Raw genomic sequence first — 25,837 nt, 5'->3', positions numbered from 1 at the left:
GCCGTAGCCGGGGGGCGGGGGTGGCGGTGCGCCGTAATTGGGGGGCGGTGGGTGGCCCGGAGGGTTCTGCTCGCTGCCGTACGGGTCGGCCGGGGTGCCTGGGTACTCGGGAGGCTGGCTCATGTCCGTCCTAGCTGTTGACTCAACCTGTGGGCACGCGCACACGGGAACTTAGCAAAGATGTGTCCTGGGCGCCCGGATTCGCTTGCCGTGGTATGCCTGAAACCGTGTCCGACGGTCTTTTTGACCTGCCCGGCGCGCCGCCGACGAGCAACCCCGGCCTGGGCGTGTCGGCCGACGCACCCCTGGCGGTGCGCATGCGTCCTGCCTCACTGGACGAAGTGGTCGGGCAGGAGCACCTGTTGGCGCCCGGATCGCCGCTGCGCCGCCTGGTCGAGGGCTCGGGGGTGGCGTCGGCCATCCTCTACGGCCCGCCGGGCAGCGGCAAGACGACGCTGGCCGCGCTGATCTCCCAGGCGACCGGCCGCCGGTTCGAGGCGCTGTCGGCGTTGTCGGCCGGGGTCAAGGAGGTGCGCGCCGTCATCGAGAAGGCACGGTCGGCGCTCCTCCATGGCGAGCAGACGGTGCTGTTCATCGACGAGGTGCACCGGTTCTCCAAGACCCAGCAGGACGCCCTGTTGTCCGCAGTGGAGAACCGGGTGGTGTTGCTGGTGGCGGCGACCACCGAGAACCCGTCGTTTTCGGTGGTGGCGCCGCTGCTGTCCCGGTCGCTGATCCTGCAGTTGCGGCCGCTGGGCACTGACGACATCCGCACCGTCGTGCAGCGCGCGATCGACGATCCCCGCGGGCTGGGCGGTCGCGTTGCGGTGACGCCCGAGGCCGTCGACCTGCTGGTGCGATTGGCCGCCGGCGACGCCCGGCGGGCGCTGACCGCGCTGGAGGTGGCGGCGGAATCGGCTCAGGGAGCCAGCGAGTCCGTCAGCGTCGAGACCATCGAGCAGTCCCTGGACAAGGCCGCGGTCCGCTACGACCGCGACGGCGACCAGCACTACGACGTCATCAGCGCCTTCATCAAGTCGGTGCGCGGCTCCGACGTCGACGCGGCGCTGCACTACCTGGCCCGGATGCTCGTCGCAGGGGAGGACCCGCGGTTCCTCGCGCGCCGGCTGATGATCCTCGCCAGCGAGGACATCGGTATGGCCGATCCGAGTGCGCTGCAGATCGCGGTGGCGGCCGCGCAGACGGTGGCGTTGATCGGCATGCCCGAGGCGCAGCTGACGCTGGCGCACGCCACCATCCATCTGGCCACCGCGCCCAAATCGAACTCCGTCACCACCGCGCTGGCGGCGGCGATGGACGACATCAAGGCGGGCAAGGCCGGTCTGGTGCCGCCGCATCTGCGCGACGGGCACTATTCCGGCGCGGCGGCGCTGGGACACGCGCAGGGCTACCAGTACTCGCACAATGATCCCGACGGCGTCGTCGCCCAGCAATATCCGCCGGACGAGCTGGTGGGCGTCGACTACTACCGGCCGACCGGCCGCGGCGGTGAACGGGAGATGGCCGGGCGGCTGGAACGGTTGCGGGCGATCATCCGCAGGAAGCGGGGACGGTGATGAAGACTTTCACCGACGAGGAGATGGGCCGGCTGCTGGCCACCACCAAGCCCTACAGCGTCGTCATCCTCAGGCGGGGGCCGCGGTTCGGCGACGAGACGACACCGGGGACCGTCTGGGAGCACGGGCGGCGCAATTTCGGGCTGCGCGACGACGGCGTCCTGGCCGTGGTGTTGCCGGTCACCGACGGCTCCGATGTCTGCGGGATCGCGGTGTTCACGGCCACGGTCGACGACACCGCCGCCATCATGGCCGAGGACCCCGGCGTGGCGAGCGGCGTTTTCACCTTCTAGGTGCACCCCAGCCGCGGATTCCCGGGGGACGCGCTGCCGTAACGCAGCGCCGAGGGACACGCTGGCGTGACGCTCAACGGCCGCGGCCACGCTCGCGTGACGTTCGGCTAACGACGCGCCTAGACCAGCTCGGGCACCCGCAGGTGGGCGATCGCCAACTCGAATTCGGCCACGTCGATGACCTCGGCGCCCAGCTCCCGGACGCGCCTGCTGCGCAACTCGGTCGCCCGGTCGCGGTTGCGGGCCATCGCGTCAATCGAGTCGAACGTCGAGCAGGACACTGCGCGCCGGCACGCGGGATGGTCGACCAGCAGGCTGGCGCTGCAGAACCCGTCGAGTTCCTCCATCTCGGGCAGCACCGAGGACCGGTAGAAGTCCAGGGATCGGGTGAGCTGATCCGGCACCACCTTGAGCCAGGTGGCCCGCACGCAGGCGCCCTGACGGGACGGATGGTCGCGGTGCAGCAAAGCGATGTCCCACTCCTCGACGCGCGCGCTGCCGTCGAACATCAGCGCGGCCTGGTCGCGAATCGGTGCGACCTGTTCGGCGCTGGCGCGCATCGCGTCGATGCTGTCCCACGAGCTGGTGGCGATGCAGGTTCCGGACTGCCGGTCGACCAACAGTGACAGTCCGACACACCCGTCGATCGCGGTGAGGGCCGGCATGACGACATCGCGAACGTGTGCGATTCCGATGTCGACGGACAAGGGTTGCGCCTGGATGGTGGTAGAGCGTGCGTACACGGCCGACCCTCCTCTGTCGGGGCAGCGCCCCGGTGGCGCTACCGGTCCCACCAAATACCTTCCTCCTGCCGGGTAAGCGTCGCAATGGGCACAGCGAATGCCTTCCGTCGCCAGGATTGGTCTGTTCTCAAGGAATTTGACCACCATGGCGTCCGGCCCGACCAACTTTTGATTGGGCTGCTGGGAACGGGACGCAAGAAGGTAACACCGGGCCGAATGCCTGGTTCGGCCGGTGTTACCCGCCGCGAATCTCGATCAGACCAGCTCGGGCACCCGCAGGTGCGCGAGCGCCAGCTCGAACTCGCAGTCGTCGAGTTCCTCGGCGCCCGCCTCTGGCATCGACGCGGCCTTGAGCGCTGCTATCTGGTCCCTGTTGCGCTCCATCGCGTCAAGGCTGTCGAAAGTCGTGGAAGACACGGCACGCCCGGATGCGCGATCGACCAGCAGGCTGGCGCTGCAGAACCCGTCGAGGCCCTCGAGCTGGGGCAGCACGGACGACTTGTAGTACTCGATGCCCTGGTCAACTCGGTCCGGCGGCACCTTGATCCAGGTCGCCCGCACACACGCACCGTCGGCCGAGCGGTGGTCGCGATGCATTGCCGCGATCTCCCACTGGGAGACGTCTGCCGTCCCCCCGAACATCTCCGCGGCCCGATCACGGATTGGCGTCACCCGTTCCCCGCTGGCGCTCATGGCGTCCTCGGTCTCCCAGGCGCTGGTAGCGATGCACCGGCCAGCTTGCCGGTCGACCAAAAGGGATACTCCGATGCACCCCTCCATAGCTTGGAGTGCTGGCATAACCTCATCGCGAACAAGCGCAATTCCAGCGTCGATGGACGAGGGTTGCGCCTGGATAGTGGTAGAGCGTGCGTACACGATCCACCCCCTCTTTGTTTGGGGCAGCGCCCCGGTGGCGCCACCGGTCCACTAGCTACCTTCCTCCTGCCGGTAACGCCCCGCAATGCCCTAATGTGGCCGCGCTCACAAACAATTGGCGGTCTTGAGCAGCCCCAGCAGGCGCGCCGTAGGCTGGTCCGGATGCATACCGATGTGCTGGACGTGGACACTTCCCGCCGCCGCATCGTCGATCTGACCGAGGCGGTGCGGGGCTTCTGCTGGTCGCGGGGCGACGGCTTGTGCAATGTTTTCGTCCCGCACGCGACGGCGGGTGTCGCCATCATCGAGACCGGGGCCGGCTCCGACGACGACCTGCTCGACACGCTGGAACGGCTGCTGCCGCGCGACGACCGTTACCGGCACGCGCACGGCTCCCCGGGCCACGGCGCCGACCACGTGATGCCGGCGCTGGTCGCGCCGTCGGTGACGGTGCCGGTCTCCGGCGGCGAGCCGATGCTGGGCACCTGGCAAAGCATCGTGCTGGTCGACCTGAACCGGGACAACCCGCAACGCTCGGTGCGACTGAGCTTTCTGGAGGGTTAGCGGCCCGGTAACCCGCTACTCCAGCGAATAGGCTGGAATAGACGTTCACGCAAATCAGCAATAGGAAGAAGCGGACTCAACAGTGCAGACACACGAGATCAGGAAGAGGTTTCTTGATCATTTCGTGAAGGCGGGCCACACCGAGGTGCCGAGCGCATCGGTGATCCTCGACGACCCCAACCTGCTGTTCGTCAACGCGGGCATGGTCCAGTTCGTGCCGTACTTCCTGGGCGCGCGCACACCGCCGTACTCGACGGCCACCAGCGTCCAGAAGTGCATCCGCACACCCGACATCGACGAGGTGGGCATCACCACCCGGCACAACACCTTCTTCCAGATGGCCGGCAACTTCTCGTTCGGCGACTACTTCAAGCGCCGCGCCATCGAGCTGGCGTGGACGCTGCTGACCAACGGTGTGTCCGAGGGCGGCTACGGCCTGGACCCCGAAAGAATCTGGACGACGGTCTATTTCGACGACGACGAGGCCGTGCAGCTGTGGCAGGAGATCGCCGGCCTCCCGGCCGAGCGGATCCAGCGCCGCGGCATGGAGGACAACTACTGGTCCATGGGCATCCCCGGTCCGTGCGGCCCGTCGTCGGAGATCTACTACGACCGCGGGGAAGAGTTCGGGGTCGGCGGCGGCCCGGTGGCCAACGAAGACCGCTACATCGAGATCTGGAACCTCGTGTTCATGCAGAACGAACGCGGCGAGGGCACCGGCAAGACCGACTTCGAAATCCTGGGGCCGTTGCCCCGCAAGAACATTGACACCGGCATGGGCGTCGAGCGGGTCGCGTTCGTCCTGCAGGGCGTGCACAACGTCTACGAGACCGACCTGCTGAGGCCGGTCATCGACGCCGTGGCCGCCCGCGCGCCGCGCGGGTACGACGTCGGCAACCACGAGGACGATGTGCGCTACCGGGTCATCGCCGACCACAGCCGGACCGCGGCGATCCTGATCGCTGACGGCGTCACTCCCGGCAACGACGGGCGCGGGTACGTGCTGCGCCGGCTGCTGCGCCGGGTGATCCGTTCGGCCAAGCTGCTCGACATCGAGGGTCCCATCGTCGGCGAGTTGATGGCCACCGTGCGCGACGCGATGGGGCCGTCGTATCCGGAACTGGTAGCAGATTTCGGCCGGATCAGGCGCATCGCCGTCGCCGAGGAGACCGCATTCAACCGCACGCTGGTGGCCGGCTCCAAGCTGTTCGATGAGGTGGCCGGCACCACCAAAGCCACCGGGGCCAAAGCGATCTCCGGCTCGGACGCCTTCACGCTGCACGACACCTACGGGTTCCCGATCGAGCTGACCCTGGAGATGGCTTCCGAGGCCGGCCTGCAGGTCGACGAAATCGGCTTCCGCGAACTGATGGCCGAACAGCGTCGTCGCGCCAAGGCGGACGCCGCCGCCCGCAAGCACGCGCATGCCGACCTGAGCGCCTACCGCGAGCTGGTCGACGCCGGCCCCACCGAATTCACCGGGTTCGACGAATTGTCTTCCGAGGCAAGGATTCTGGGCATATTCGTCGATGGTAAGCGGGTGCCGGTGGTCACCCACGGCACCGACGGGGCGCACCAGGTCGAGCTGGTGCTGGACCGCACCCCGCTCTACGCCGAATCCGGCGGGCAGATCGCCGACGAGGGCACCATCAGCGGAACGGGGGCGGGCGAGAGCGCCCGCGCGGCGGTCACCGACGTGCAGAAGATCGCCAAAACCCTATGGGTGCACCGGGTCAACGTCGAGTCCGGGGAATTCGTGGAGGGCGACACGGTCGTGGCCACGGTCGACCCCGAATGGCGACGGGGCGCCACCCAGGGCCACTCGGGCACCCACATGGTGCACGCCGCGCTGCGACAAGTCCTCGGCCCCAACGCCGTTCAGGCGGGATCGTTGAACCGCCCCGGCTACCTGCGTTTCGACTTCAACTGGCAGGGTCCGCTGTCCGACGAGCAGCGCACCCAGATCGAAGAGGTCACCAACGAGGCCGTCCAGGCCGACTTCGAGGTGCACACGTTCACCGAACAGCTCGAGAGGGCCAAGGCGATGGGGGCGGTCGCGCTGTTTGGCGAGAGCTACCCCGAACAGGTGCGGGTGGTGGAAATCGGCGGGCCGTTCTCGCTGGAGCTCTGCGGCGGAACCCACGTGCACAACTCGGCTCAGATCGGGCCGGTGACCATTCTGGGTGAATCGTCGGTCGGCTCCGGGGTACGCCGGGTGGAGGCCTACGTCGGGCTGGATTCGTTCCGCCACCTGGCCAAGGAACGCGCCCTGATGGCGGGGTTGGCGTCCTCGCTGAAAGTGCCGTCCGACGAGGTGCCCACCCGGGTGGCCGGCCTGGTGGAGCGGCTCAAGGCCGCCGAGAAGGAACTCGAACGCGCGCGGCTGGCCGGCGCGCGCGCCGCCGCCACCAACGCCGCGGCCGGCGCGGAGCGTATCGGTAACGTCCGTGTGGTGGCGCAACGGATGTCGGCTGGGATGACCGCCGGCGACCTGCGTTCCCTGGTGGGCGACATTCGCGGCAAGCTGGGCAGCGATCCCGCCGTGGTGGCCCTGATCTCGGAGGGGGAAGGCGGCACTGTGCCTTATGCGATCGCCGCGAACCCGGCCGCCCAAGACCTGGGGATCCGCGCCAACGACCTGATCAAGCAGCTGGCCGCGACCGTCGACGGCCGCGGTGGGGGCAAGCCGGACCTGGCGCAGGGTTCCGGAAAGGATCCGACCCGCATCGACGCGGCGCTCGACGCGGTCCGCTCCGAGATAGCGCGGGTCGGTTGAGTGGTCCCCGCAGAGCATCGTTTGCCCGACCGGCCCGGCGACCCTAACCAGGACAATCCGGGTCGGGGGTCCCGACCCGGCAGGAGCCTCGGCGTCGACGTCGGCAGCGTGCGCATCGGTGTCGCCTGCAGCGACCCCGATGGCATCCTGGCCACCCCCGTGGAAACCGTGCGACGCGACCGCTCCGGCAAGCACGTGCGGCGGCTGGCGGAGCTGGCCGCGGAGCTCGGGGCCGTCGAGGTGGTCGTCGGATTGCCGCGGACACTGGCCGACCGCACCGGTCCCTCGGCGGTCGACGCCATGGAGCTGGCCGACACGCTGGCCCGGCGGATCGCCCCCACCCCCGTGCGGCTGGCCGACGAGCGCCTGACCACCGTCAGCGCGCAGCGATCGCTGCGCGCGGCCGGCGTCCGCGCCAGAGAGCAGCGAGCGGTGATCGACCAGGCGGCCGCGGTGGCCATCCTGCAGAGTTGGCTCGACCAACGCCGCGCCACCCGGGCGGCGGGGGAGCCCGCCGATGGTTGAGAGCGCACGGCGCGAACGGGCCGAACCCGAAGCGGTCGGCCCGTCGCGCAAACGGAGCCGCGTCGCCCGGAACCAGGCCCAGCGGGGGCGTCGCCGGCGTCGGTTCGCCGGCAAGGTCGCGCTCGCCGTCGTCGCCGTCGTCGTGCTGGTGGGTGTCTTCGTCGGCGCCAAGCTGTGGCACACGGTGTTCGGGGCCGGCGACGACTACACCGGAAACGGCAAGCGCGACATCGTGATTCAGATCAAGGACGGTGACTCGACCACCATGGTCGGGGAGACGCTGCAGCACGAGGAGGTGGTCAAGACCATCCGCGCATTCGTCAACGCCGCGCACGGCAACAGCAAGATCTCCTCGATCCAGCCCGGCTTCTACCGAATGCGCACCGAGATCCCGGCGGCCGACGCCGTCGCGCGGCTGGCCGACCCGAGCAACCGGGTGGGCCGGCTCGTCATCCCGGAAGGCCGTCAGCTCGACGACACCACCGACATGAAGACCAATAAGGTGACCCCGGGCATCCTGACGCTGATCTCCCGGGCCACCTGCGTAACCCTGGACGGCGATCAGCACTGCATCGCGGTGGAGGAGCTGCGGGCGGCGGCGACCAACAGCACGCCCGCGGCGCTGGCGGTGCCGCCCTGGGCCGTCGAGCCGGTCACCGAGCTCGGCAAGGACCATCGCCGGATCGAGGGGCTGATCGCGCCCGGAACCTTCAACGTGGACCCCTCCGCCCCGGCCGAGACGATCCTGTCCAGCCTGATCAGCGCCGGGGCCGTGGAGTACATGAAGTCCGGCTTGGTGGACACCGCCCAGGCGATGGGCCTGTCGCCCTACGACATCCTGGTGGTGGCGTCGCTGGTGGAGCGGGAGTCCAAATCGCAGGACTTCGCGAAGGTCGCCCAGGTCATCTACAACCGCCTGCATGCCCACCACACGCTGGAATTCGACTCGACGGTCAACTACCCGCTGGACCGCCGGGAGGTGGCCACCACCGACGCCGACCGGGCCCAGAAGACGCCATGGAACACCTACGTGTCGCAGGGGCTGCCCGCAACGGCGATCTGTTCGCCCGGCGTCGACGCGCTGCACGCCGCCGAGCACCCCGAGCCCGGTGACTGGTTGTACTTCGTCACCATCGACGCCCAGGGGACGACGCTGTTCACCAAGGATTATCAGCAGCATCTGGCCAATATCGAGCTGGCTAAGCGCAACGGTGTCCTCGACTCCGCCCGTTAGGGCGCCCGGCCCGGGCGGCGGCCGAAAAGCGGCGGTGCTCGGCAAGCCGATCGCCCACTCGAAGTCCCCGCAACTGCACCTGGCTGCCTACCGGGCGCTGGGCCTGCGCGACTGGACCTACGAGCGCATCGAGTGCGACGCCGAGCAGCTGCCCGCCGTGGTCGGCGGGTTCGGGCCCGAGTGGGTCGGGGTGTCGGTGACGATGCCGGGCAAGTTCGCCGCGTTGCGGTTCGCCGACGAGCGCACCGAACGCGCCGAGCGGGTGGGATCGGCCAACACCCTGGTCCGCACGCCGACGGGCTGGCGCGCCGACAACACCGACATCGACGGCGTGAGCGGGGCGCTGGGGTCAGCGGCCGGGCCCGCGCTGGTGTGCGGGTCGGGCGGCACCGCGCCGGCGGCCGTCCTGGGGCTGGCCCAGCTGGGCGTCACCGCCATCACCGTGGTCGCGCGCAACCCGGACAAGGCGGCCCGGCTGGTGGACCTTGGCACGGGAATCGGGGTGCCGACGCGGTTCGTGGGTCTGGACAGCGACGAGCTGGCCGGGGCGGTGGCCGCCGCGGAGGTGCTGGTCAGCACCATCCCCGCGGACGTCGCGGCACGGTATGCGGACACCTTCGCGGCCATCCCGGTGCTGCTCGACGCCGTCTACGATCCGTGGCCCACACCGCTGGCCGCGGCGGTGGCCGCCGCCGGCGGCCGGGTGGTCAGCGGCCTGCAGATGCTGCTGCACCAGGCCTTTACCCAAGTCGAGTTATTCACAGGGCTACCGGCGCCGCGAGAGGCCATGGCCGCCGCCCTGGGCTAGCGTCCCGCCGCATGCGGATGACGGCGGCGATCGTGGTGCTGGTCTGGCTGGCCGTGTTGAGCGGCTACGACGTCCGTGAGCGCCGGTTGCCGAATCTGCTGACGCTGCCCGGGGCAGGGGTGATCCTGCTGGCGGCCGCGGCGGCCGGACGGGGCTGGCCCGCGCTCGCCGGGGCCACGGCGTTGACCGCGATTTATTTGCTGGTGCACCTGGTGGCCCCGGCGGGGATGGGCGCCGGGGACGTCAAGCTGGCGATCGGCCTGGGGGCGCTCGCGGGCTGTTTCGGCGTCGGGGTGTGGTTCTTGGCGGCGCTGGCGGCGCCGCTGCTGACCGTGTCGTGGGGCCTGCTGGACCGGCTTCTCGGTGGCGCGGGCGCCGCGTCGGTGCCGCACGGACCCTCGATGTGCGTGGCCACCGCCGCCGCGATCGGCCTGGCTCTCGGGTGAAGCCGTCGAGATCGACGCCGGCGCGCGGATTTAAGCCCGTTCGGGCGCACATGGGAAGATGATCGGGTGTTGCGTTGGATCACCGCCGGAGAGTCGCATGGCCGTGCGTTGGTGGCCATGCTCGAGGGCATGGTCGCCGGCGTGGAGGTCAACTCGACCGATATCGCCGACCAATTGGCCCGCCGCCGGCTCGGTTACGGCCGCGGCGCGCGGATGAAATTCGAGCGCGACGCGGTGACCGTGCTGTCCGGGGTGCGCCACGGCATCACGCTGGGCGGCCCGATTGCCATCGAGATCGGCAACACCGAGTGGCCCAAGTGGGAAACCGTGATGGCCGCCGACCCGGTCGACCCGGCGGAGCTGGCCAATATCGCCCGCAACGAACCGCTCACCCGGCCGCGGCCCGGCCACGCCGATTACGCGGGCATGCTCAAGTACGGCTTTGACGACGCCCGGCCGGTGCTGGAGCGGGCCAGCGCCCGGGAGACCGCCGCCCGGGTCGCGGTGGGCACGGTCGCGCGGTCCTTCCTGCGTCAGGCGCTGGGCGTCGAGGTGCTCTCGCACGTCATCGCGATCGGTCCGTCGGCGCCGTACGACGGCCCGCCGCCGCGCCCGGAGGACCTGCCCGCGATCGACGACAGCCCGGTGCGCGCATTCGACAAGGGCGCCGAAGAAGCGATGATCGCCGAGATCGAGGCGGCCAAGAAGGACGGTGACACCCTCGGCGGCGTGGTCGAGGTGGTGGCCCTGGGCCTGCCGATCGGGCTGGGCTCGTTCACCAGCGGCGACAACCGGCTCGACAGCCAGCTCGCCGCCGCGGTCATGGGCATCCAGGCCATCAAGGGCGTGGAGATCGGGGACGGTTTCGAGACGGCCCGCCGCCGGGGCAGCCGCGCCCACGACGAGATGTATCCCGGACCCGACGGCGTAGTCCGCTCGACCAACCGCGCGGGCGGGCTCGAGGGCGGCATGACCAACGGCCAGCCGCTGCGGGTGCGCGCCGCGATGAAACCCATCTCCACCGTGCCGCGCGCTTTGGCCACCGTCGACATGGCGACCGGCGACGAGGCTGTCGCCATCCACCAGCGCTCGGACGTGTGCGCAGTGCCGGCCGCCGGCGTCGTGGTCGAGACCATGGTGGCGTTGGTGCTGGCCCGGGCGGCGCTGGAGAAGTTCGGCGGCGATTCGCTCACCGAAACCCGCCGCAACATCGAGGCCTATCAGCGCGCGGTCGCCGAACGGGAATCACCGGCCGCCCGGGGTACCGCGTGATGGCACCCAAGGCGGTACTCGTCGGGCTGCCGGGCTCGGGCAAGTCCACCATCGGGCGGCGCCTGGCCAAGGCGCTCGGCGTCGGATTCCTCGACACCGACGCGGCGATCGAGCAGCAGACCGGCCGCAGCATTGCCGACATCTTCGCCACCGACGGGGAGCAGGAGTTCCGCCGAATCGAGGAGGACGCGGTGCGTGCCGCGTTGGCTGACCACGACGGCGTGGTGTCGCTCGGCGGCGGGGCCGTCACCAGCCCGGGGGTCTGCGAGGCGCTCGCGGGCCACACCGTCATCTACTTGGAGATCAGCGCCAGCGAGGGCGTGCGGCGCACCGGCGGCAGCGCCGTGCGCCCCCTGCTCGCCGGAGCAGACCGTGCTGAGAAATTCAAAGCGCTGATGGCGAAGCGGGTCCCGCTGTACCGGCGCGTGTCGACCATCCGCGTCGACACCAGCCGCCGCAATCCCGGGGCGGTGGTGCGTTACATCGTGTCCAGGCTGCAGACGCCCGAGAACGCTCACGCGGAGGCCGCCACATGACCCGCACCGCGCCGGTCACCGTGGAAGTGGCCGTCGACCCGCCGTACCCGGTGATCATCGGCACCGACTTGGGCGACCAGCTGGTCGACCTCCTCTGCGACCGGCACCGGGTGGCCGTCGTGCACCAACCGGCGCTGGCCCAGACCGCCGAAGCGATCCGAAGCCGCCTGGCGGACAAGGGCGTTGACGCGCACCGCATCGAAATCCCGGACGCCGAAGCCGGAAAGGACCTCCCGGTCGTCGGATTCCTCTGGGAAGTGTTGGGCCGCATCGGAATCGACCGCAAGGACGCGTTGGTCAGCCTCGGCGGCGGCGCCGCCACCGACGTCGCCGGGTTCGCGGCGGCCACCTGGCTGCGCGGCGTCGACATCGTCCACATCCCCACCACGTTGCTCGGCATGGTCGACGCGGCCGTCGGCGGCAAGACGGGCATCAACACCGACGCGGGCAAGAACCTGGTGGGCGCGTTCCATCAACCGCTGGCGGTGCTGGTCGACCTGGCGACCCTGGAAACGTTGCCGCACAACGAACTCGTCGCCGGGATGGCCGAGGTGGTCAAGACAGGCTTCATCGCCGACCCGACGATTCTCGATCTCATCGAGGCCGACCCGCAAGCCGCCGTGGACCCCACGGGTGATGTGCTGCCGGAGCTGATCCGGCGCTCGATCGCCGTCAAGGCACAGGTCGTCGCCGCCGACGAGAAGGAGTCGGAGCTGCGCGAAATCCTGAACTACGGCCACACATTGGCGCATGCGATCGAGCGCAGGGAGCGTTACGAGTGGCGCCACGGCGCCGCGGTTTCGGTGGGTCTGGTGTTCGCCGCGGAGCTGGCCCGGCTGGCCGGCCGGCTCGACGACGCGACCGCGCAGCGCCACCGCACCGTCCTGTCGGCGCTCGGCCTGCCGGTCGGCTACGACGCCGACGCGTTGCCGCAGCTGCTGGAATACATGGCTCAGGACAAGAAATCCCGGGCCGGGGTGCTGAGGTTCGTGGTGCTCGACGGGCTGGCCAAGCCGGGCCGGCTGGCCGGCCCCGACCCGTCGCTGCTGGCGGCGGCATACGCGGGGCTGGCCCCGGAAGAGGGTGCCTGATGACCACCACCGTCAACGTGCAAGTTATCAATGGCCCGAACCTGGGCCGGCTCGGCCGCCGCGAGCCTGACGTCTACGGGGACACCACGCACGACCAACTGGCCGCGCTCATCGAACGGGAGGCCGCCGCGCTCGGTCTGAAAGCCGTTGTGCGCCAAAGCGACAACGAAGCCCAATTGCTGGACTGGATCCACTCGGCCGCCGACGCGGGCGAACCGGTGATCCTCAACGCCGGCGGCCTGACCCACACATCGGTGGCGCTGCGCGACGCGTGCGCCGAGTTGCGCGCGCCCCTGATCGAGGTGCACATCTCCAATGTGCATGCCCGCGAAGAGTTTCGGCGCCACTCGTACCTCAGCCCGGTCGCGACCGGAGTCATCGTCGGGCTGGGAGTACAGGGCTACCTGCTCGCCCTGCGCTACCTGGCAGACGCCGCCAAGGGCTAAGCGTTAGTCCTTGCCTCGTTCGGCGCCCGGCTTGGTGTGCTCGTCGCCGACCTTGCGGATTACCTCGGTCTTGGGGTCGTCCTCGGTCTTGGCGATCGTTTCGGTGGGTGCCTCACCTTCGGTGGTGCCCACCGTCTCGGTGGGTGCCTCACGCTCGGCGGTGGCGACCGCCGCGGTCCGCTCCCCCTGCTGCGCTCCAGCCGCGGGAATCTCCCCGGTCGGCGCGTCGTCACCGCGTACAGCGGAGAACACGTCGGTGTCGCCGCCGCGCTCCGGCTTTTGGCCAAGACCGTGGCGTTTCTCCGGCGTCTTCTCGAACTGCCGGTCCACCCGCCAACGGCCGATGGTGACGCCGACGATCCCGGGCAGGAACACGCAGAGCGCGGTGAACGCCGCGAACGTGGTCACTTCGTTGATCAGGCCGCCGGTGTAGAGACCCTTGTAGAACAGCGCAATGATCCAGGCGACGGCGCCGCTGAGGACGCCCGCCACCAGGCCGGCCAGCAGCCAGGTCATCGCCAGATCGCGGCGCCGGTCCGGATCCCGATTGGCTGTGGCGTCGGCCCGGCCGTCGAATACCCCCCATACGGCCACGCCGATGATGAACAGAAGCAGCAGCACCACGCTAAAGAGCCCGGCCTGCGTCTGCCACGCGTTGATCAACGCCCCTTGGAACAAGCGGACGACGACCATCGCCGCGGCGTACACCAATCCGCGCAGCATCCAGTTAGTCATGGGTGATCAGCGTAGCGAGTACCGTCAAGGGCTGTGACACATTCTCAGCGTCGGGACAATCTGAAAGCACAAATCGGTGCCAGTGGACTGGACGCGATGCTGGTCAGCGACCTGAACAACGTGCGCTACCTGTCCGGGTTCACCGGATCCAATGGCGCGTTGCTGGTATTCGCCGACGATCGCTGCCCGGTGCTGGCCACCGACGGCCGGTATCGCACCCAGGCCGCGGAGCAGGCGCCGGGGCTCGAGATCGCCATCGAACGCGCCCTCGGGCGCCATCTGGTCGGCCGGGCCGCCGAGGGCGGTGTGGGGAAGCTGGGCTTCGAGAGCAATGTGGTGACCGTCGACGGCTTCGACGTCTTGACCAGCGAAATAGGCGAGCGCAAGGCGGCGACCGAGCTGGTGCGCGCCGCCGGAACCGTCGAAGCGCTGCGTGAGGTCAAGGATGACGGCGAGGTGGCGCTGCTGCGGCTGGCCTGCGAGGCGGCCGACGCTGCGCTCGCCGACCTGGTGGAGCGCGGCGGCCTGCGGCCCGGGCGAACCGAACGCGAGGTGAGCCGGGAGCTGGAGGCCCTGATGCTCGACCACGGCGCCGATGCGATCTCGTTCGAGACCATCGTGGCCGCCGGGCCGAATTCGGCGATCCCGCATCACCGCCCCACCGACGCGGCGCTGGCGGCGGGCGACTTCGTCAAGATCGACTTCGGCGCGCTGGTGGCCGGCTATCACTCCGACATGACCCGCACCTTCGTGCTCGGCAAGGCCGCCGACTGGCAGCTGGAGATCTACCAGCTGGTCGCCGACGCCCAGCGGGCCGGCCGCGAGGCGCTGCGGCCGGGCGCAAGCCTGCGCGATGTCGACGGCGCCGCGCGCCAGCTGATCGTCGATGCGGGTTACGGCGAGCAGTTCGGCCACGGTCTGGGGCACGGTGTGGGGTTGCAGATCCACGAGGCGCCGGGAATCGGGGCCACGTCCACCGGCACGTTGCTGGCGGGTTCGGTGGTGACCGTCGAGCCGGGCGTCTACCTGCCGGGCCGCGGCGGTGTGCGCATCGAAGACACCCTGGTCGTGCCCGGCGAGACGGCTGCCACCCGCGGGCAGGCACCGGAATTGCTGACCCGGTTCCCCAAGGAGTTGGCCGTTCTGAGCTAGGCGAACCGCGCCGTTTGGCGGACGCGCACCCGGGAGTAAAGTCGGGTGGCGTGAACGGGGTGGAGCCAATCGAACGTGGTTTGGCGCGCCTGCGGGATTTTCGGTGGGAGTTGAACGCCCAGCCCTTGCGGGAGATGCGGCTGGAGATGCGGATCGTCTATGTCGCCGTCTCTGTGCCGTTTACCGGTGGGAGAAAGCTGAACGTCCCCCTCTTGACGATGATCAAGCCGCTGCCGCCTTCGCCGGGCGAGCCGGCCGAGGCCGGCCCGTAAGCGAGGGCTTCCCGCCGGTCACGGGCCACCCGACGGGCGGGCCTCGGCCGCGTCGCGCCTTAGACTGACGGACAAATTGCAGACAGTTCGCGAACGACTGTCCATCCACTAGGAGATACACCGAACCGTGGCAAGCACCGCCGATTTCAAGAACGGACTGGTGCTGGTGATCGACGGCCAGCTCTGGCAGATCGTCGAGTTCCAGCACGTCAAACCCGGCAAGGGCCCCGCCTTCGTGCGCACCAAGCTGAAGAACGTGCTCTCCGGCAAGGTCGTCGACAAGACGTACAACGCCGGCGTGAAGGTGGAAACGGCCACCGTCGACCGGCGCGACGCCACCTACCTGTACCGCGACGGCTCGGACTTCGTGTTCATGGACAGCCAGGACTATGAGCAGCACCCGCTGCCGGAGGCGCTGGTCGGCGACGCGGCCCGCTTCCTGCTCGAGGGTCTGCCGGTGCAGGTGGCCTTCCACAACGGGGCGCCGCTGTACCTCGAGCTGCCGGTGTCGGTCGAGATGGAGGTCACCCACACCGAGCCGGGCCTGCAGGGCGACCGGTCCAGCGCCGGCACCAAGCCCGCCACCGTGGAAACCGGGGCCGAGATCCAGGTGCCGCTGTTCATCAACACCGGCGACAAGCTGAAGGTGGACACGCGCGACGGCAGCTACCTGGGGCGCGTCAACGCGTGAGCAAACCCGTCAGGGGACGCCATCAGGCCCGCAAGCGCGCCGTTGACCTGCTCTTCGAAGCCGAGGCCCGCGGGCTGGGCCCGGCCGAGGTCGTCGACGTGCGCACCGCGCTGGCCGCCGCCAACCCCGACGTGGCGGCGCTGCAGCCCTACACGGCCGCGGCCGCCCGGGGGGTCGGCGAGCACGCCGCCCACATCGACGACCTGATCAGCTCGCACCTGCAGGGCTGGACGCTGGACCGGCTGCCCGCCGTGGACCGCGCCATTCTCCGCGTCGCCGTGTGGGAGCTGCTCTACGCCGACGACGTCCCGGAGCCGGTGGCCGTGGACGAGGCCGTGCAACTGGCCAAGGAGCTGTCCACCGACGACTCGCCGGCCTTCGTCAACGGCGTGCTGGGCCAGGTCATGCTGGTGACGCCGCAGATCCGGGCGGCCGCTGCGGCGGTCCGTTCGAGTGCCGCCGGCGCGCCGGAAAACGAGGAACGCCAGGCGTGACCCGGCTGGAGCTGCGCGCCGTCGTCGCGGGGTTGCTGGCCGCGACGGTGGTGCTGGGTGCCGTCGTATGCGCCGCGTTCGGGTGGACGATCGTCGCGTCGGCCCTCTCGATCTACGCGCTGGCGGTGGGCGCCTGGCTGTATCACTGCGTCGAACGGCTGATCGTGGCCCGCCGCATCAGCACGGTTCGCACCGCCGCCAGACCGCTGCAGCCGCTGCTGCCGGTGATGGCCGCGATCATGGGCCTGACGCAGTCCGTGGTGCGATCGCTGTCCGACGTCACCGAGTTGCCGGCCCGCCGTTGGGAACTTCCCGTGCTGCGCTGGGTGGACAGCACGCGCGCCAATCGGCGCGTCGTGGACGCCGACGAGGGTGACGACGAGCTGAACAGCTGACCGAGCTCACGCGAAACGATCACGTGGGCAGCGGGGCGGGGTGAGAATACAAGTCGCTCAGAAGAACAGGTGAGGTCATGACTCGATACACCACCCAGCCGCGACGACTCCGCGTCTCCGCGCTGGCAGCGGTGGCCAATCCGTCCTACGCCCGCATCGACACCTGGAACCTGCTCGACGACGCCTGCCGTCACCTCGCCGAGGTCGACCTGGCCGGGCTCGACAAGACGCACGACGTGGCCCGGGTGAAACGCCTGATGGACCGCATCGCCGCCTACGAGCGGTACTGGCTGTATCCGGGCGCGGCGAACCTGGCGACCTTCCGCGCGCACCTCGAGAGCCTGTCCACGGTGCGGCTCACCGAAGAGGTTTCCATGGCCGTGCGGCTGTTGAGCGAATACGGCGACCGGGCAGGGCTTTTCGACACCGCCGCGCCGCTGGCCGACCAGGAGCTGGTGGCCCAGGCCAAACAGCAGCAGTTCTACACCGTGTTGCTCGCCGACGACGCGCCCGCGACCGCCCCCGACTGCCTCGCCGAGTGTTTACGGGCCCTGCGCAACCCGTCCGACGATGTGCAGTTCGAGGTGCTCGTGGTCCCCAGCGTCGAGGACGCCATCACCGCGGTCGCGCTGAATGGCGAGATTCAGGCCGCGATCATCCGCGACGACCTGCCGCTGCGGTCCCGGGACCGGCTGCCGCTGATGAACACGTTGCTGGGGCCCAACGAGGATGCGGACGGGGTCATTCCCGACCGCGCCAACGACTGGGTGGAGTGCGGCGAGTGGATCCGCGAGCTGCGGCCCCACATCGACCTGTATCTGCTCACCGACGAGTCGATCGCGGCGGGCGATGACACCGAGCCCGACGCCTACGACCGCACGTTCTACCGGCTCAACGACGTCACCGACCTCTACAGCACCGTGCTCGCCGGTCTCCGGAACCGCTACGCCACACCGTTTTTCGATGCGCTGCGCGCCTACGCGGCGGCGCCGGTCGGCCAATTCCACGCCCTGCCCGTCGCGCGCGGCGCCAGCATCTTCAACTCCAAGTCGCTGCAGGATATGGGCGAGTTCTACGGCCGCAACATCTTCATGGCCGAAACCTCGAGCACATCAGGCGGTTTGGACTCGCTGCTGGACCCGCATGGCAACATCAAGAAGGCGATGGACAAGGCCGCGCACACCTGGAACTCCGAGCACACCTACTTCGTCACCAACGGGACATCCACCGCCAACAAGATCGTCGTGCAGTCGTTGACCCGGCCCGGCGACATCGTGCTGATCGACCGCAACTGCCACAAGTCGCACCACTACGGCCTGGTGCTGGCCGGCGCCTACCCGTTGTACCTGGATGCCTACCCGCTGGCCGAGTTCGCGATCTACGGCGCGGTGCCGCTGCGCACGATCAAGCAGACGTTGCTGGACCTGGAGGCGGCCGGACAGTTGCACCGCGTGCGCATGCTGCTGCTGACCAACTGCACGTTCGACGGCGTGGTCTACAACCCCCTGCGGGTGATGCAGGAGGTGCTGGCGATCAAACCGGACATCTGCTTTCTGTGGGACGAGGCGTGGTACGCGTTCGCCACGGCCGTGCCCTGGGCCCGGCAGCGCACCGCGATGGTGGCGGCCGAGCGTCTAGAACGGATGCTGGCGTCGCCGGAATACGCTGCCGAATACCGGGATTGGGCCGCCTCAATGGACGGGGTCGCGCGGTCGGAATGGGTCGACCGCCCGCTGCTGCCCGATCCCGCCCGGGCGCGGGTCCGCGTCTACGCGACGCACTCGACGCACAAGTCGCTGTCGGCGTTCCGGCAGGCGTCGATGATCCACGTCCGCGATCAGGATTTCAACGCCCTGGCCCGGGACGAGTTCGGCGAGGCGTTCCTCACCCACACCTCGACGTCGCCGAACCAGCAACTCCTGGCGTCGCTGGACCTGGCGCGCCGGCAGGTCGACATCGAGGGCTTCCAACTGGTCCGGCAGACCTACGACATGGCGCTGGTATTCCGCGGCCGCGTCCGCAAAGACCGGTTGATCAGCAAGTGGTTCCGCATCCTCGACGAGGCGGACCTGGTGCCCGAGGACTTCCGGCCCTCCTCGGTGAGCTCGTATCGCCAGGTCCAGCAGGGCGCCCTGGCGGAGTGGAACGAGGCGTGGCGGTCCGACCAGTTCGTGCTGGACGCGACGCGGGTCACGCTGTTCATCGGCAAGACGGGAATGAACGGATACGACTTCCGCGAGAAGATCCTGATGGAACGTTTCGGCATCCAGATCAACAAAACGTCGATCAACAGCGTGCTGCTGATCTTCACGATCGGCGTCACCTGGTCGAGCGTGCATTATCTGCTCGACGTATTGCGCCGCATTGCAATGGATTTCGACCGCAAGCAGACCGCGGCGAGCGTGGCCGACCGGGCGCTGCAGCAGCGCCACGTCGAGGAGATCACCGAGGACCTGCCGCACCTGCCCGACTTCAGCGAGTTCGACGTCGCGTTCCGTCCCGTCGACGAGTGCACGTTCGGGGACATGCGGGCGGCCTTCTACGCCGGATACGAGGAGTCCGACCGCGAGCATGTGCTGATCGGCATGGCCGGGCGACGGCTGGCCGAGGGCAAGAACCTGGTGTCGACCACGTTCGTGGTGCCCTACCCGCCGGGCTTCCCGGTGCTGGTCCCCGGTCAGGTGGTCTCCAAGGAGATCGTCTATTTCCTGGCCCAGCTCGACGTCAAAGAGATCCACGGCTACAACCCCGACCTGGGGCTGTCGGTGTTCACCGAGGCGGCGCTGGCGCGCATGGAGGCGCAACGGAACGCGGCGTTGGCTGCGGTCGGTACCGCCTACCCCTCGTTCGAGTTGCCGTCGGATGCCTCCGGACTGAACGGCGCGGTCAATGGCGACGGGGCCACGCAAGTTGTCGGCGAGGACGCCCGAGGCTAGGGACCCGGCGGGATTGAGTCCTGTGGTGCGCGCTGAGGCCAGCCGATCTCGCCTCGCCGGATCCCTCGCATGATCTCGTCGCTGCGGGCCGTGCTGCCGGCTGGGGCCGTCTCCTGACAGCTGCAGCTGAGAGTGCTGAACGGGCTCGGCTCGGCGCCTGCCGGCGCCGCTCCCACCAGCCCGGAGCCGAAAGCGATAGCGACGTAGGCCAGCAATCGTATGGTCGCGCGGTTGTTGCGGCGCGCAAGGCGTGCAGTACCAGACATGACGGGGCCAGCCTAGGGGGAGTCGCTGGGAAGCCGCTGAGAAGCGCGTTGGCGTGTGGCAGTTTCGGCGATGCGGGCGGGGCGTCGAGTCCCCGCGAGGGTCGCCGACAGCCGCGTGTCCTCCTCGACGAGCAGGACACTCATGGCGTCACGCTTCGTCGTGGGCCGCGCCGGGGTGGCGCCCCGGGCGCTGCGGCAGGACGACAAGCAGTGCCACGATGATCGCCGCGATCACCGCCGAGGCCAGCGGGCGGCTGAGGGCCAGGCCGCCGTCGGCGACCGGCTTGTCGATGAAGTCGCCGACCGTCGCGCCCAATGGCCGGGTCAGGATGAACGCGACCCAGAACAACGCGACCCTCGATACGCCGGTCCAGTAGTAGAGCGCGATGACCAAGGCCAGGCCGGCCGCGAACACCAACGCTCCGCGTTCGTAACCGAAGTCGCGGGTGTCGGCGAGCCAATCGCCGAGCGCGGTGCCGAGGGTCTGCGAGAAAGTGATTGTCGCCCAATAGAAGGCCTCCACTTTCGGTGTCGAGACCGTGGTGACCGATACGGTGCCCTGCGACCAACGCCAAAGGCCCAACGTGGCCAGCAGGCAACCCAAGAGCAGAAGCGAGCCGCCCGTGTAGCCGATGCCGAGCGATCGGTCGGCGAAGTCGGCCAACGTCGTGCCGAACGTCGTCGAGGCCACGATCGTCGCCCAGTACAGGGCCGCATGGAAGCGCTTGGCGAAGATCTGCGCGGCAACCAGCACCACCAGCGCGACGCCGAAAAGCGCAACCCCCGCCGCGTAGCCCCAGTTGAGCGTCATCGTGACGGTGTCGCCGCCCGTCTCGCCCAATGTGGTCGCCAAGATCTTGATGATCCAGAAGCCCAGGGTGACTGCCGGCACCTTGGTCAAGGCCTGCCGCGAAACGTCACTCATCCACAGTCACCTTCCGGTGTCGTTGTTGATGCCTTCCTAGGGTAGTGGCGCTGAGAAACGCTGAGTCCTCACATATGAAAACGGTATGTTCAGGCTGTGAATCGCTGTCCCGCGGTGGCGGTTTAGTTGCCGTGCCAAATCAGCACGAGCACAGAGCATTTCGTCATTCTGGTCAGGTCAGGCCGGTATGTGAACGCTGAGCGTTGATTATCAATTGCCTTAGCGTTCAATAAGTTACAGCGCGCCTATCGCGTTGCGGCACCAAGTTCCCGGCGGACGTCGTGCCACCATGGGTTGCATGCTCTCCGAGGCCAGCGGCGCCGGCGAAGTCGGCGCAGGCGCGCGTTGGTCGGTCATGATCGTCTCCCTGGGGGTGACGGCAACTTCGTTCCTTTTCATCAATGGTGTTGCGTTCCTTATCCCGTCGCTGCAGGCGCGCCGCGGCATCCCGTTGACCGAGGCCGGCCTGTTGTCGTCTATGCCGAGTTGGGGCATGGTGGTGACGCTGGTGCTGTGGGGGTGGGTGTTGGACCGCGTCGGTGAGCGGGTCGTGCTGACGGCCGGTTCGGCGCTCACGGCGGTAGCGGCATATGCCGCCGCGTCGGCCCATTCGATGCTGGCCATCGGGGTTTTCCTGTTTCTCGGTGGGATGGCCGCGGCGAGCTGTAACACCGCCGGCGGGCGGCTGGTGTCCGCCTGGTTCCCGTCGCATCAACGGGGCCTGGCGATGGGCATCCGCCAGACCGCGCAACCAGTGGGCATCGCCCTGGGCGCGCTGGTGATACCGGAGCTGGCCGAACGCGGCCCTCGATCGGGGCTGATGTTCCTCGCCCTCATGTGCACGGTGGCGGCGGCGGCCAGCGCGCTGGGGATCGTCGATCCGCCGCGGAAGTCGCGCAAGATAGCCACCGGCGCAGAACTGGCCAGTCCGTATCGCGGGTCGTTCGTACTGTGGCGAATTCACGCGGTAGGTGCGCTGCTGATGATGCCGCAGACGGTGACCGTGACGTTCATGCTCGTGTGGTTGGTGAATCGCCATAGCTGGTCGGTCGCGGCCGCCGGCGGTCTTGTCACCATCTGCCAGCTGCTGGGCGCGGTGGGCCGAATCGCGGTCGGACGTTGGTCGGATCGCGTCGGCTCGCGGATGCGACCGGTCCGCGCCATCGCCATCGCCGCGGCGCTGACCCTGTTCCTGCTCGCCCTCACCGACGGCTCCGGTTCGGGCTACGACGTGTTGCTCATGGTCGCCATCGCGGTGATCGCGATGCTCGACAACGGGCTCGAGGCCGCCGCCATCACCGAGTTCGCCGGGCCGTTCTGGAGCGGGCGCGCATTGGGCGTGCAGAACACCACTCAACGGCTGATGGCCGCCGCCGGGCCCCCACTCTTCGGTGCGCTGATCATGGCCGCCGAATACCCACCGGCCTGGGCGCTTTGCGCGTTGTTCCCGTTGGCGGCCGTCCGGCTGGTGCCCACGGGGTCATTGCGGGCCGGACGGGAGACGCCGGAAAGTGCTGTGCCACAAGAATCCAGGCGGGATCGGGACATGGTCGACGTTCCGTGATCGCGCTCAAGGACAGCGATGCCGACGTGCGGGCTTACGCGCGCCGGGCGCTGGACCAAGCCGGGTAGCCGGCGATCGAGTGTGCGCTGACGGCTTCGAGTGTGCGCCCACGGCGGCGACACGCCGGTGGCTGCCGCCCTGGACGCACGCTGGCGAAGGGGTGCTTACCGCAGAATTCTGGCGTAGAGCAGGCTGTCCTGCGGTTCGAGCCCCAAGTTGGGGTAGACGGCGTGGCGGGCCAGTCGTCCCTCCAACACGAATCCGGCGCGCTCCAGCAGCCGCGCCGACCGCTCGTTGTCGACATTGCAGGTGGCCCATACCCGATACACCGCCCGGTCGTTGTCGAGCGCGGTCAGCAGCATGTCGAGCACCTCGGCCATGAAGCCCTTGCCCCACCACCGGCGACCCAGGCAGTAACCGATCTCGACCGAGTGCGGCACCGGGCGCCGGCAGCTGGCCAGCCCGATGACCTCACCGCTGTGCCGCAACTCGATCACCCAGGTCCGCTCGTCGGGGGTGGCGTTGAGCTTTTCGGTGATCACCCGCCGCGTCGCCCCCACGTCCGGATGCGGCGCCCACATCAGGTACTTGGTGACCTCGGGATCGCGGGCTACCCGCTGGAACAGCGCGCCGGCGTCGTCGAGCACGGGCCGGCGCAGCACGAGCCGGGGCCCGGTGATGCGGTCGGGTGGGTAGTCGGTCACGTCAGAGGCCGAGCGCTTGATAGGTGCGGCGGACGAACTTCGGTTGCGCCGATTGGAGTTTCGCCAGCGATGTGTTGCCGGCTATCGCCGCTGCCACGTCCGCGGACATATCGGGCAAGTTCTGGACCAGATAGATCAGGACCAGATCGGCGCTCGGGTCGGCCTGCCACCACGTCCCGTAGGCGCCCGGCCAGCTGAACGTTCCGAGCCCGCCCGGCCCGAACAGCGGCGCGCTCTTGGCGGGGTCGGTCACCACCGACAGGTTCAGGCCGAAGCCGCGACCGACCCAGTACGGCGCCCCGAGGAAGTTGTGCCGCTTCTGTTCGTCGGTGAGCCGGTCGGTGCGCATCAGCCGGGCGGACTCGGGCGACAGCACGCGCACGCCGTCGATCGTTCCGTCGCCGAGCAGCATCCGCACGAACCGCAGGTAGTCGTCGGCGGTCGACCACAGGCCGCCGCCCGCGTTGGAGAAGGAGGGCGGCTTGATGTGCGGCGGCCCCATCACATCGTGATGCAGTTGGCCCTGGTCGTCGACCCGGTACATGGTCGCGGCGCGACGGCGCGCCTCTGGGGACACGAAAAACCCCGTGTCGGGCATGCCCACCGGACCCAAGACCCGTTCGTCGAGAACCTGGTGGAATGGCTTGTCCTCGATGCGTGACGCGATGACGCCCAGCAGGTCGATGGAATGGCTGTAGGTGAGTCGGTCGCCCGGTTGATGCACCAGCGGCAGCTTGGCCAGCTCGGCCAGCCAGGCGTCGGGACCCTGATTGAACGGCAGCCGCACGTAGGCCTTAGCGATCGGCCCGGACACCGAGAATCCGTAGGCCAGGCCGCTGGTATGGGCGAGCAGATCCTCGATCAGGATGGCGCGCCCCGCCGGATGCGTTCGGTCCAGCGGGCCACGGGGGTCGTCGAGCACCCGCAGGTCGGCCAGCTCCGGCGCCCAGCGCACGACCGGGTCTTTCAGCGTCAGCTTGCCCTCGTCGACCAGGCTCACCACCGCCGCCACGGTGACAGGCTTGGTCATCGACGCGATCCGGAACAGCGTGTCGCGCTGCATCGGCAGGCCCGCGTCCACGTCGCGATGGCCGATTTCGTTGACCTGCAGCACTTCTCCGCGCTGCCAGACCACCGTCAGCGCACCGGCGAGCAAGCCTGCGTCGCACACTTCGCGGATGGAGGCCGCATTGACATCGAGATTCACCCGATTCACGTTAGCGTCGGGCCCGGCGCGAACGATCGTCAGACTAGGGCAGTCGCGCGTCCAGCGCGTCGGTCACGGTGGGGTAGAGATCGATGAACTCGTCGAGGCCGACGATGCGCAGCGTCCGGCTGGTGGCCGAGCCGTCGGCCGCCACCCGCAGTGAGGTCGGGCTGTTCTCGGTCAGGCGATGCACCTCGACCAGCACGGTAATGCCGGCAGAAGACAAGAAATCGACGTCGGTGAGGTCGATGACGAGCACCGCAGGCGTGCCGGCCAGCGCAACGTCGATATGCGTAGCGAGCGAAGGCGCGGTGATGATGTCGACCACACCACTGACCTGCAACACCACCGCCTCACCGGCATCGCGGCGGGAAACCGAGAACTCCTCGCTCCTCACCATCCGAACCGTACTGTCTTCTCCATAGGGTCCGAATACCCGGGCTGAAACCCCCTCGTCGCGGCGGGCGGCGGGGTTCGGTCAGCGCCGCTGCGCCCGGACGTGCCAGAACGCCATCTCGCCCTGCGCGCCGTCCATCTCGCGTTGCATCGTCGCAGGCTCCAGCGACTCGATGTCCCACCCCGCCGGCCGGGGCCACCGCTCGTCGGGGGCGTTCGCATCGGAGAAGCAGCTGAGCAGCAGCGTGGCGCCCGTCCTGGTCGCCCGGTGTACCGCCGCGTCGTAGCTGCGCTTGCCGTGGTCGTCGAGGCGGTGAAACATGCCAAGGGTGGGTATCGGTGTATCGAGGCCGAAAATTTCATGATGGTTTCGGTTGAGCAAAGTTACTGCAGCTTACCCGCGATGTGAGGGCCGATATCGCCTGTTGGGCTATAGTGTTGGCTCCTATGGCCGGACCGAACCGTTACGAGAAGCGCTGGCGCACAGCGCTTCACGTAGCCTTGTCGGCATTTGTGGCTGCCATCGTCGGACTCGGCATCACCCCCGTAGCTCATGCGGCTGCGGCCACGGCGACGTTGTCGGTGGAACATACGTGGCAGACCGGTTTCATCGCCCGCTTCACCATCACCAACGCGAGCATGGTGCCGCTAACCGATTGGAGGCTTGAATTCGACTTGCCGGCGGGAGAAGGGGTCTCGCACACGTGGAATAGCACCCTTACCCAATCTGGCACGCACTATGTTCTGACCCCCGCGAATTGGAATCGCACCATTGCACCCGGTGGTTCAGCCACAGGTGGTCTAAGAGGCGTGCTGACCGGTTCCTACTCGCCACCGTCGAATTGTCTGCTCAACGGGCAATATCCTTGCACCTAGAGGCGACTGCGCACTGAGGCTCGACGGCTCCGACAGT

General features: G+C 68.8%; 27 protein-coding genes and 2 pseudogenes. 20 read left to right on the top strand and 9 right to left on the bottom strand.

All coding sequences use genetic code 11. The annotated features are described in order from the left end of the window. Positions 1-215 precede the first annotated feature (215 nt). Positions 216-1,577, top strand: coding sequence for a replication-associated recombination protein A (locus tag AWC17_RS16425; protein WP_046186045.1), 1,362 nt, complete (start codon positions 216-218; stop codon positions 1,575-1,577). After that, the gene (locus tag AWC17_RS16420; protein ID WP_046186046.1) at positions 1,577-1,870 is read left to right on the top strand and encodes a hypothetical protein; all 294 of its coding nucleotides are present in this window, start codon (positions 1,577-1,579) and stop codon (positions 1,868-1,870) included. The genes AWC17_RS16425 and AWC17_RS16420 overlap by 1 nt, the downstream gene beginning before the upstream one ends. 119 nt (positions 1,871-1,989) lie before the next feature. Here AWC17_RS16420 and AWC17_RS16415 read toward each other — a convergent pair whose 3' ends face one another. Both AWC17_RS16415 and AWC17_RS16410 read right to left on the bottom strand, forming a co-directional pair. Next, positions 1,990-2,613: a hypothetical protein gene (locus AWC17_RS16415; protein WP_046186047.1), complete on the bottom strand. Its 624-nt coding sequence runs from the start codon at positions 2,611-2,613 to the stop codon at positions 1,990-1,992. Positions 2,614-2,868: 255 nt separating this feature from the next. Continuing rightward, positions 2,869-3,489: an antibiotic biosynthesis monooxygenase gene (locus AWC17_RS16410; RefSeq protein WP_046186048.1), complete on the bottom strand. Its 621-nt coding sequence runs from the start codon at positions 3,487-3,489 to the stop codon at positions 2,869-2,871. A 174-nt stretch (positions 3,490-3,663) separates the two neighbouring features. Between AWC17_RS16410 and AWC17_RS16405 the strand changes: the two genes are divergently transcribed. The 10 genes from AWC17_RS16405 (at position 3,664) to aroQ (ending at position 13,187) form a co-directional block, all read left to right on the top strand. Beyond that, entirely contained in the window at positions 3,664-4,053 is a 390-nt protein-coding gene (locus tag AWC17_RS16405) for a secondary thiamine-phosphate synthase enzyme YjbQ (protein ID WP_197083487.1), read from the top strand. Between the two features lie 82 nt (positions 4,054-4,135). After that, positions 4,136-6,829: an alanine--tRNA ligase gene (alaS, locus tag AWC17_RS16400; RefSeq protein WP_046186050.1), complete on the top strand. Its 2,694-nt coding sequence runs from the start codon at positions 4,136-4,138 to the stop codon at positions 6,827-6,829. Next, positions 6,830-7,354 carry a Holliday junction resolvase RuvX gene (ruvX, locus tag AWC17_RS16395; protein WP_047323664.1) on the top strand — a complete coding sequence of 175 codons (525 nt, stop codon included), beginning with the start codon at positions 6,830-6,832 and terminating at the stop codon, positions 7,352-7,354. Next, positions 7,347-8,588, top strand: coding sequence for an endolytic transglycosylase MltG (mltG, locus tag AWC17_RS16390; protein ID WP_047323663.1), 1,242 nt, complete (start codon positions 7,347-7,349; stop codon positions 8,586-8,588). The genes ruvX and mltG overlap by 8 nt, the downstream gene beginning before the upstream one ends. Further along, positions 8,566-9,396, top strand: a complete 831-nt coding sequence (locus tag AWC17_RS16385; RefSeq protein ID WP_046187058.1) for a shikimate dehydrogenase — start codon at positions 8,566-8,568, stop codon at positions 9,394-9,396. Before mltG ends, AWC17_RS16385 begins: the two co-directional genes overlap by 23 nt. Before the next feature lie 11 nt (positions 9,397-9,407). Next, complete coding sequence (locus tag AWC17_RS16380) at positions 9,408-9,842, top strand: prepilin peptidase (RefSeq protein WP_046187057.1); 435 nt, start codon at positions 9,408-9,410, stop codon at positions 9,840-9,842. Between the two features lie 66 nt (positions 9,843-9,908). Continuing rightward, positions 9,909-11,114 carry a chorismate synthase gene (gene aroC / locus AWC17_RS16375; RefSeq protein ID WP_085164857.1) on the top strand — a complete coding sequence of 402 codons (1,206 nt, stop codon included), beginning with the start codon at positions 9,909-9,911 and terminating at the stop codon, positions 11,112-11,114. Next, complete coding sequence (locus AWC17_RS16370; protein ID WP_046187201.1) at positions 11,114-11,650, top strand: shikimate kinase; 537 nt, start codon at positions 11,114-11,116, stop codon at positions 11,648-11,650. The genes aroC and AWC17_RS16370 overlap by 1 nt, the downstream gene beginning before the upstream one ends. Beyond that, the gene (gene aroB, locus AWC17_RS16365) at positions 11,647-12,741 is read left to right on the top strand and encodes a 3-dehydroquinate synthase (protein WP_085164855.1); all 1,095 of its coding nucleotides are present in this window, start codon (positions 11,647-11,649) and stop codon (positions 12,739-12,741) included. The genes AWC17_RS16370 and aroB overlap by 4 nt, the downstream gene beginning before the upstream one ends. Beyond that, a complete protein-coding gene (gene aroQ, locus AWC17_RS16360; protein WP_046187101.1) occupies positions 12,741-13,187 on the top strand; it encodes a type II 3-dehydroquinate dehydratase in 447 nt (148 codons plus the stop codon). Before aroB ends, aroQ begins: the two co-directional genes overlap by 1 nt. Positions 13,188-13,190: 3 nt before the next feature. Here aroQ and AWC17_RS16355 read toward each other — a convergent pair whose 3' ends face one another. Continuing rightward, complete coding sequence (locus tag AWC17_RS16355) at positions 13,191-13,922, bottom strand: B-4DMT family transporter (protein ID WP_046187102.1); 732 nt, start codon at positions 13,920-13,922, stop codon at positions 13,191-13,193. A 33-nt stretch (positions 13,923-13,955) separates the two neighbouring features. Between AWC17_RS16355 and AWC17_RS16350 the strand changes: the two genes are divergently transcribed. The 6 genes from AWC17_RS16350 (at position 13,956) to AWC17_RS16325 (ending at position 19,862) form a co-directional block, all read left to right on the top strand. Then, positions 13,956-15,074, top strand: a complete 1,119-nt coding sequence (locus tag AWC17_RS16350) for a M24 family metallopeptidase (protein ID WP_046187103.1) — start codon at positions 13,956-13,958, stop codon at positions 15,072-15,074. Positions 15,075-15,124: 50 nt separating this feature from the next. Next, on the top strand, positions 15,125-15,346 hold the full coding sequence (locus AWC17_RS16345; protein ID WP_231614244.1) for a hypothetical protein: 222 nt from the start codon (positions 15,125-15,127) through the stop codon (positions 15,344-15,346). A 127-nt stretch (positions 15,347-15,473) separates the two neighbouring features. Further along, the gene (efp, locus tag AWC17_RS16340) at positions 15,474-16,037 is read left to right on the top strand and encodes an elongation factor P (protein ID WP_046187441.1); all 564 of its coding nucleotides are present in this window, start codon (positions 15,474-15,476) and stop codon (positions 16,035-16,037) included. Further along, positions 16,034-16,531: a transcription antitermination factor NusB gene (nusB, locus tag AWC17_RS16335; protein WP_047323656.1), complete on the top strand. Its 498-nt coding sequence runs from the start codon at positions 16,034-16,036 to the stop codon at positions 16,529-16,531. The genes efp and nusB overlap by 4 nt, the downstream gene beginning before the upstream one ends. Beyond that, entirely contained in the window at positions 16,528-16,926 is a 399-nt protein-coding gene (locus AWC17_RS16330; RefSeq protein WP_046185310.1) for a hypothetical protein, read from the top strand. Before nusB ends, AWC17_RS16330 begins: the two co-directional genes overlap by 4 nt. A gap of 77 nt (positions 16,927-17,003) precedes the next feature. Next, the gene (locus AWC17_RS16325) at positions 17,004-19,862 is read left to right on the top strand and encodes an aminotransferase class I/II-fold pyridoxal phosphate-dependent enzyme (protein WP_046185311.1); all 2,859 of its coding nucleotides are present in this window, start codon (positions 17,004-17,006) and stop codon (positions 19,860-19,862) included. Positions 19,863-20,140: 278 nt separating this feature from the next. Here the strand turns inward: AWC17_RS16325 and AWC17_RS33870 are convergent, their stop codons facing one another. Beyond that, complete coding sequence (locus tag AWC17_RS33870; RefSeq protein WP_279627382.1) at positions 20,141-20,272, bottom strand: hypothetical protein; 132 nt, start codon at positions 20,270-20,272, stop codon at positions 20,141-20,143. Between the two features lie 4 nt (positions 20,273-20,276). Continuing rightward, entirely contained in the window at positions 20,277-21,053 is a 777-nt protein-coding gene (locus tag AWC17_RS16315; protein WP_046185312.1) for a COG4705 family protein, read from the bottom strand. 298 nt (positions 21,054-21,351) lie between these two features. On the opposite strand from AWC17_RS16315, the pseudogene AWC17_RS16310 reads away from it, so the two are divergent. Continuing rightward, positions 21,352-22,684, top strand: a pseudogene (locus AWC17_RS16310) (MFS transporter); the annotation flags it as partial. 97 nt (positions 22,685-22,781) lie between these two features. On the opposite strand, the gene AWC17_RS16305 reads toward AWC17_RS16310, so the two are convergent. The 4 genes and pseudogenes from AWC17_RS16305 to AWC17_RS16290 form a co-directional block, all read right to left on the bottom strand. Then, a complete protein-coding gene (locus AWC17_RS16305) occupies positions 22,782-23,321 on the bottom strand; it encodes a GNAT family N-acetyltransferase (RefSeq protein ID WP_046185314.1) in 540 nt (179 codons plus the stop codon). Between the two features lies 1 nt (position 23,322). After that, a complete protein-coding gene (locus tag AWC17_RS16300; RefSeq protein WP_046185317.1) occupies positions 23,323-24,528 on the bottom strand; it encodes a serine hydrolase domain-containing protein in 1,206 nt (401 codons plus the stop codon). Positions 24,529-24,571: 43 nt separating this feature from the next. Then, a complete protein-coding gene (locus tag AWC17_RS16295; protein ID WP_231588625.1) occupies positions 24,572-24,925 on the bottom strand; it encodes an STAS domain-containing protein in 354 nt (117 codons plus the stop codon). A gap of 81 nt (positions 24,926-25,006) precedes the next feature. Next, positions 25,007-25,249: pseudogene (locus AWC17_RS16290) on the bottom strand (class I SAM-dependent methyltransferase); the annotation flags it as partial. Between the two features lie 122 nt (positions 25,250-25,371). On the opposite strand from AWC17_RS16290, the gene AWC17_RS16285 reads away from it, so the two are divergent. Next, positions 25,372-25,800 (top strand): cellulose-binding domain-containing protein, encoded by a 429-nt coding sequence (locus AWC17_RS16285; RefSeq protein WP_082123104.1) that lies wholly within the window; start codon positions 25,372-25,374, stop codon positions 25,798-25,800. Positions 25,801-25,837: the final 37 nt, after the last annotated feature.

This window comes from Mycobacterium nebraskense (genome assembly GCF_002102255.1).
GTDB lineage: Bacteria > Actinomycetota > Actinomycetes > Mycobacteriales > Mycobacteriaceae > Mycobacterium > Mycobacterium nebraskense.
This window is presented reverse-complemented; position numbering and strand designations above follow the sequence as displayed.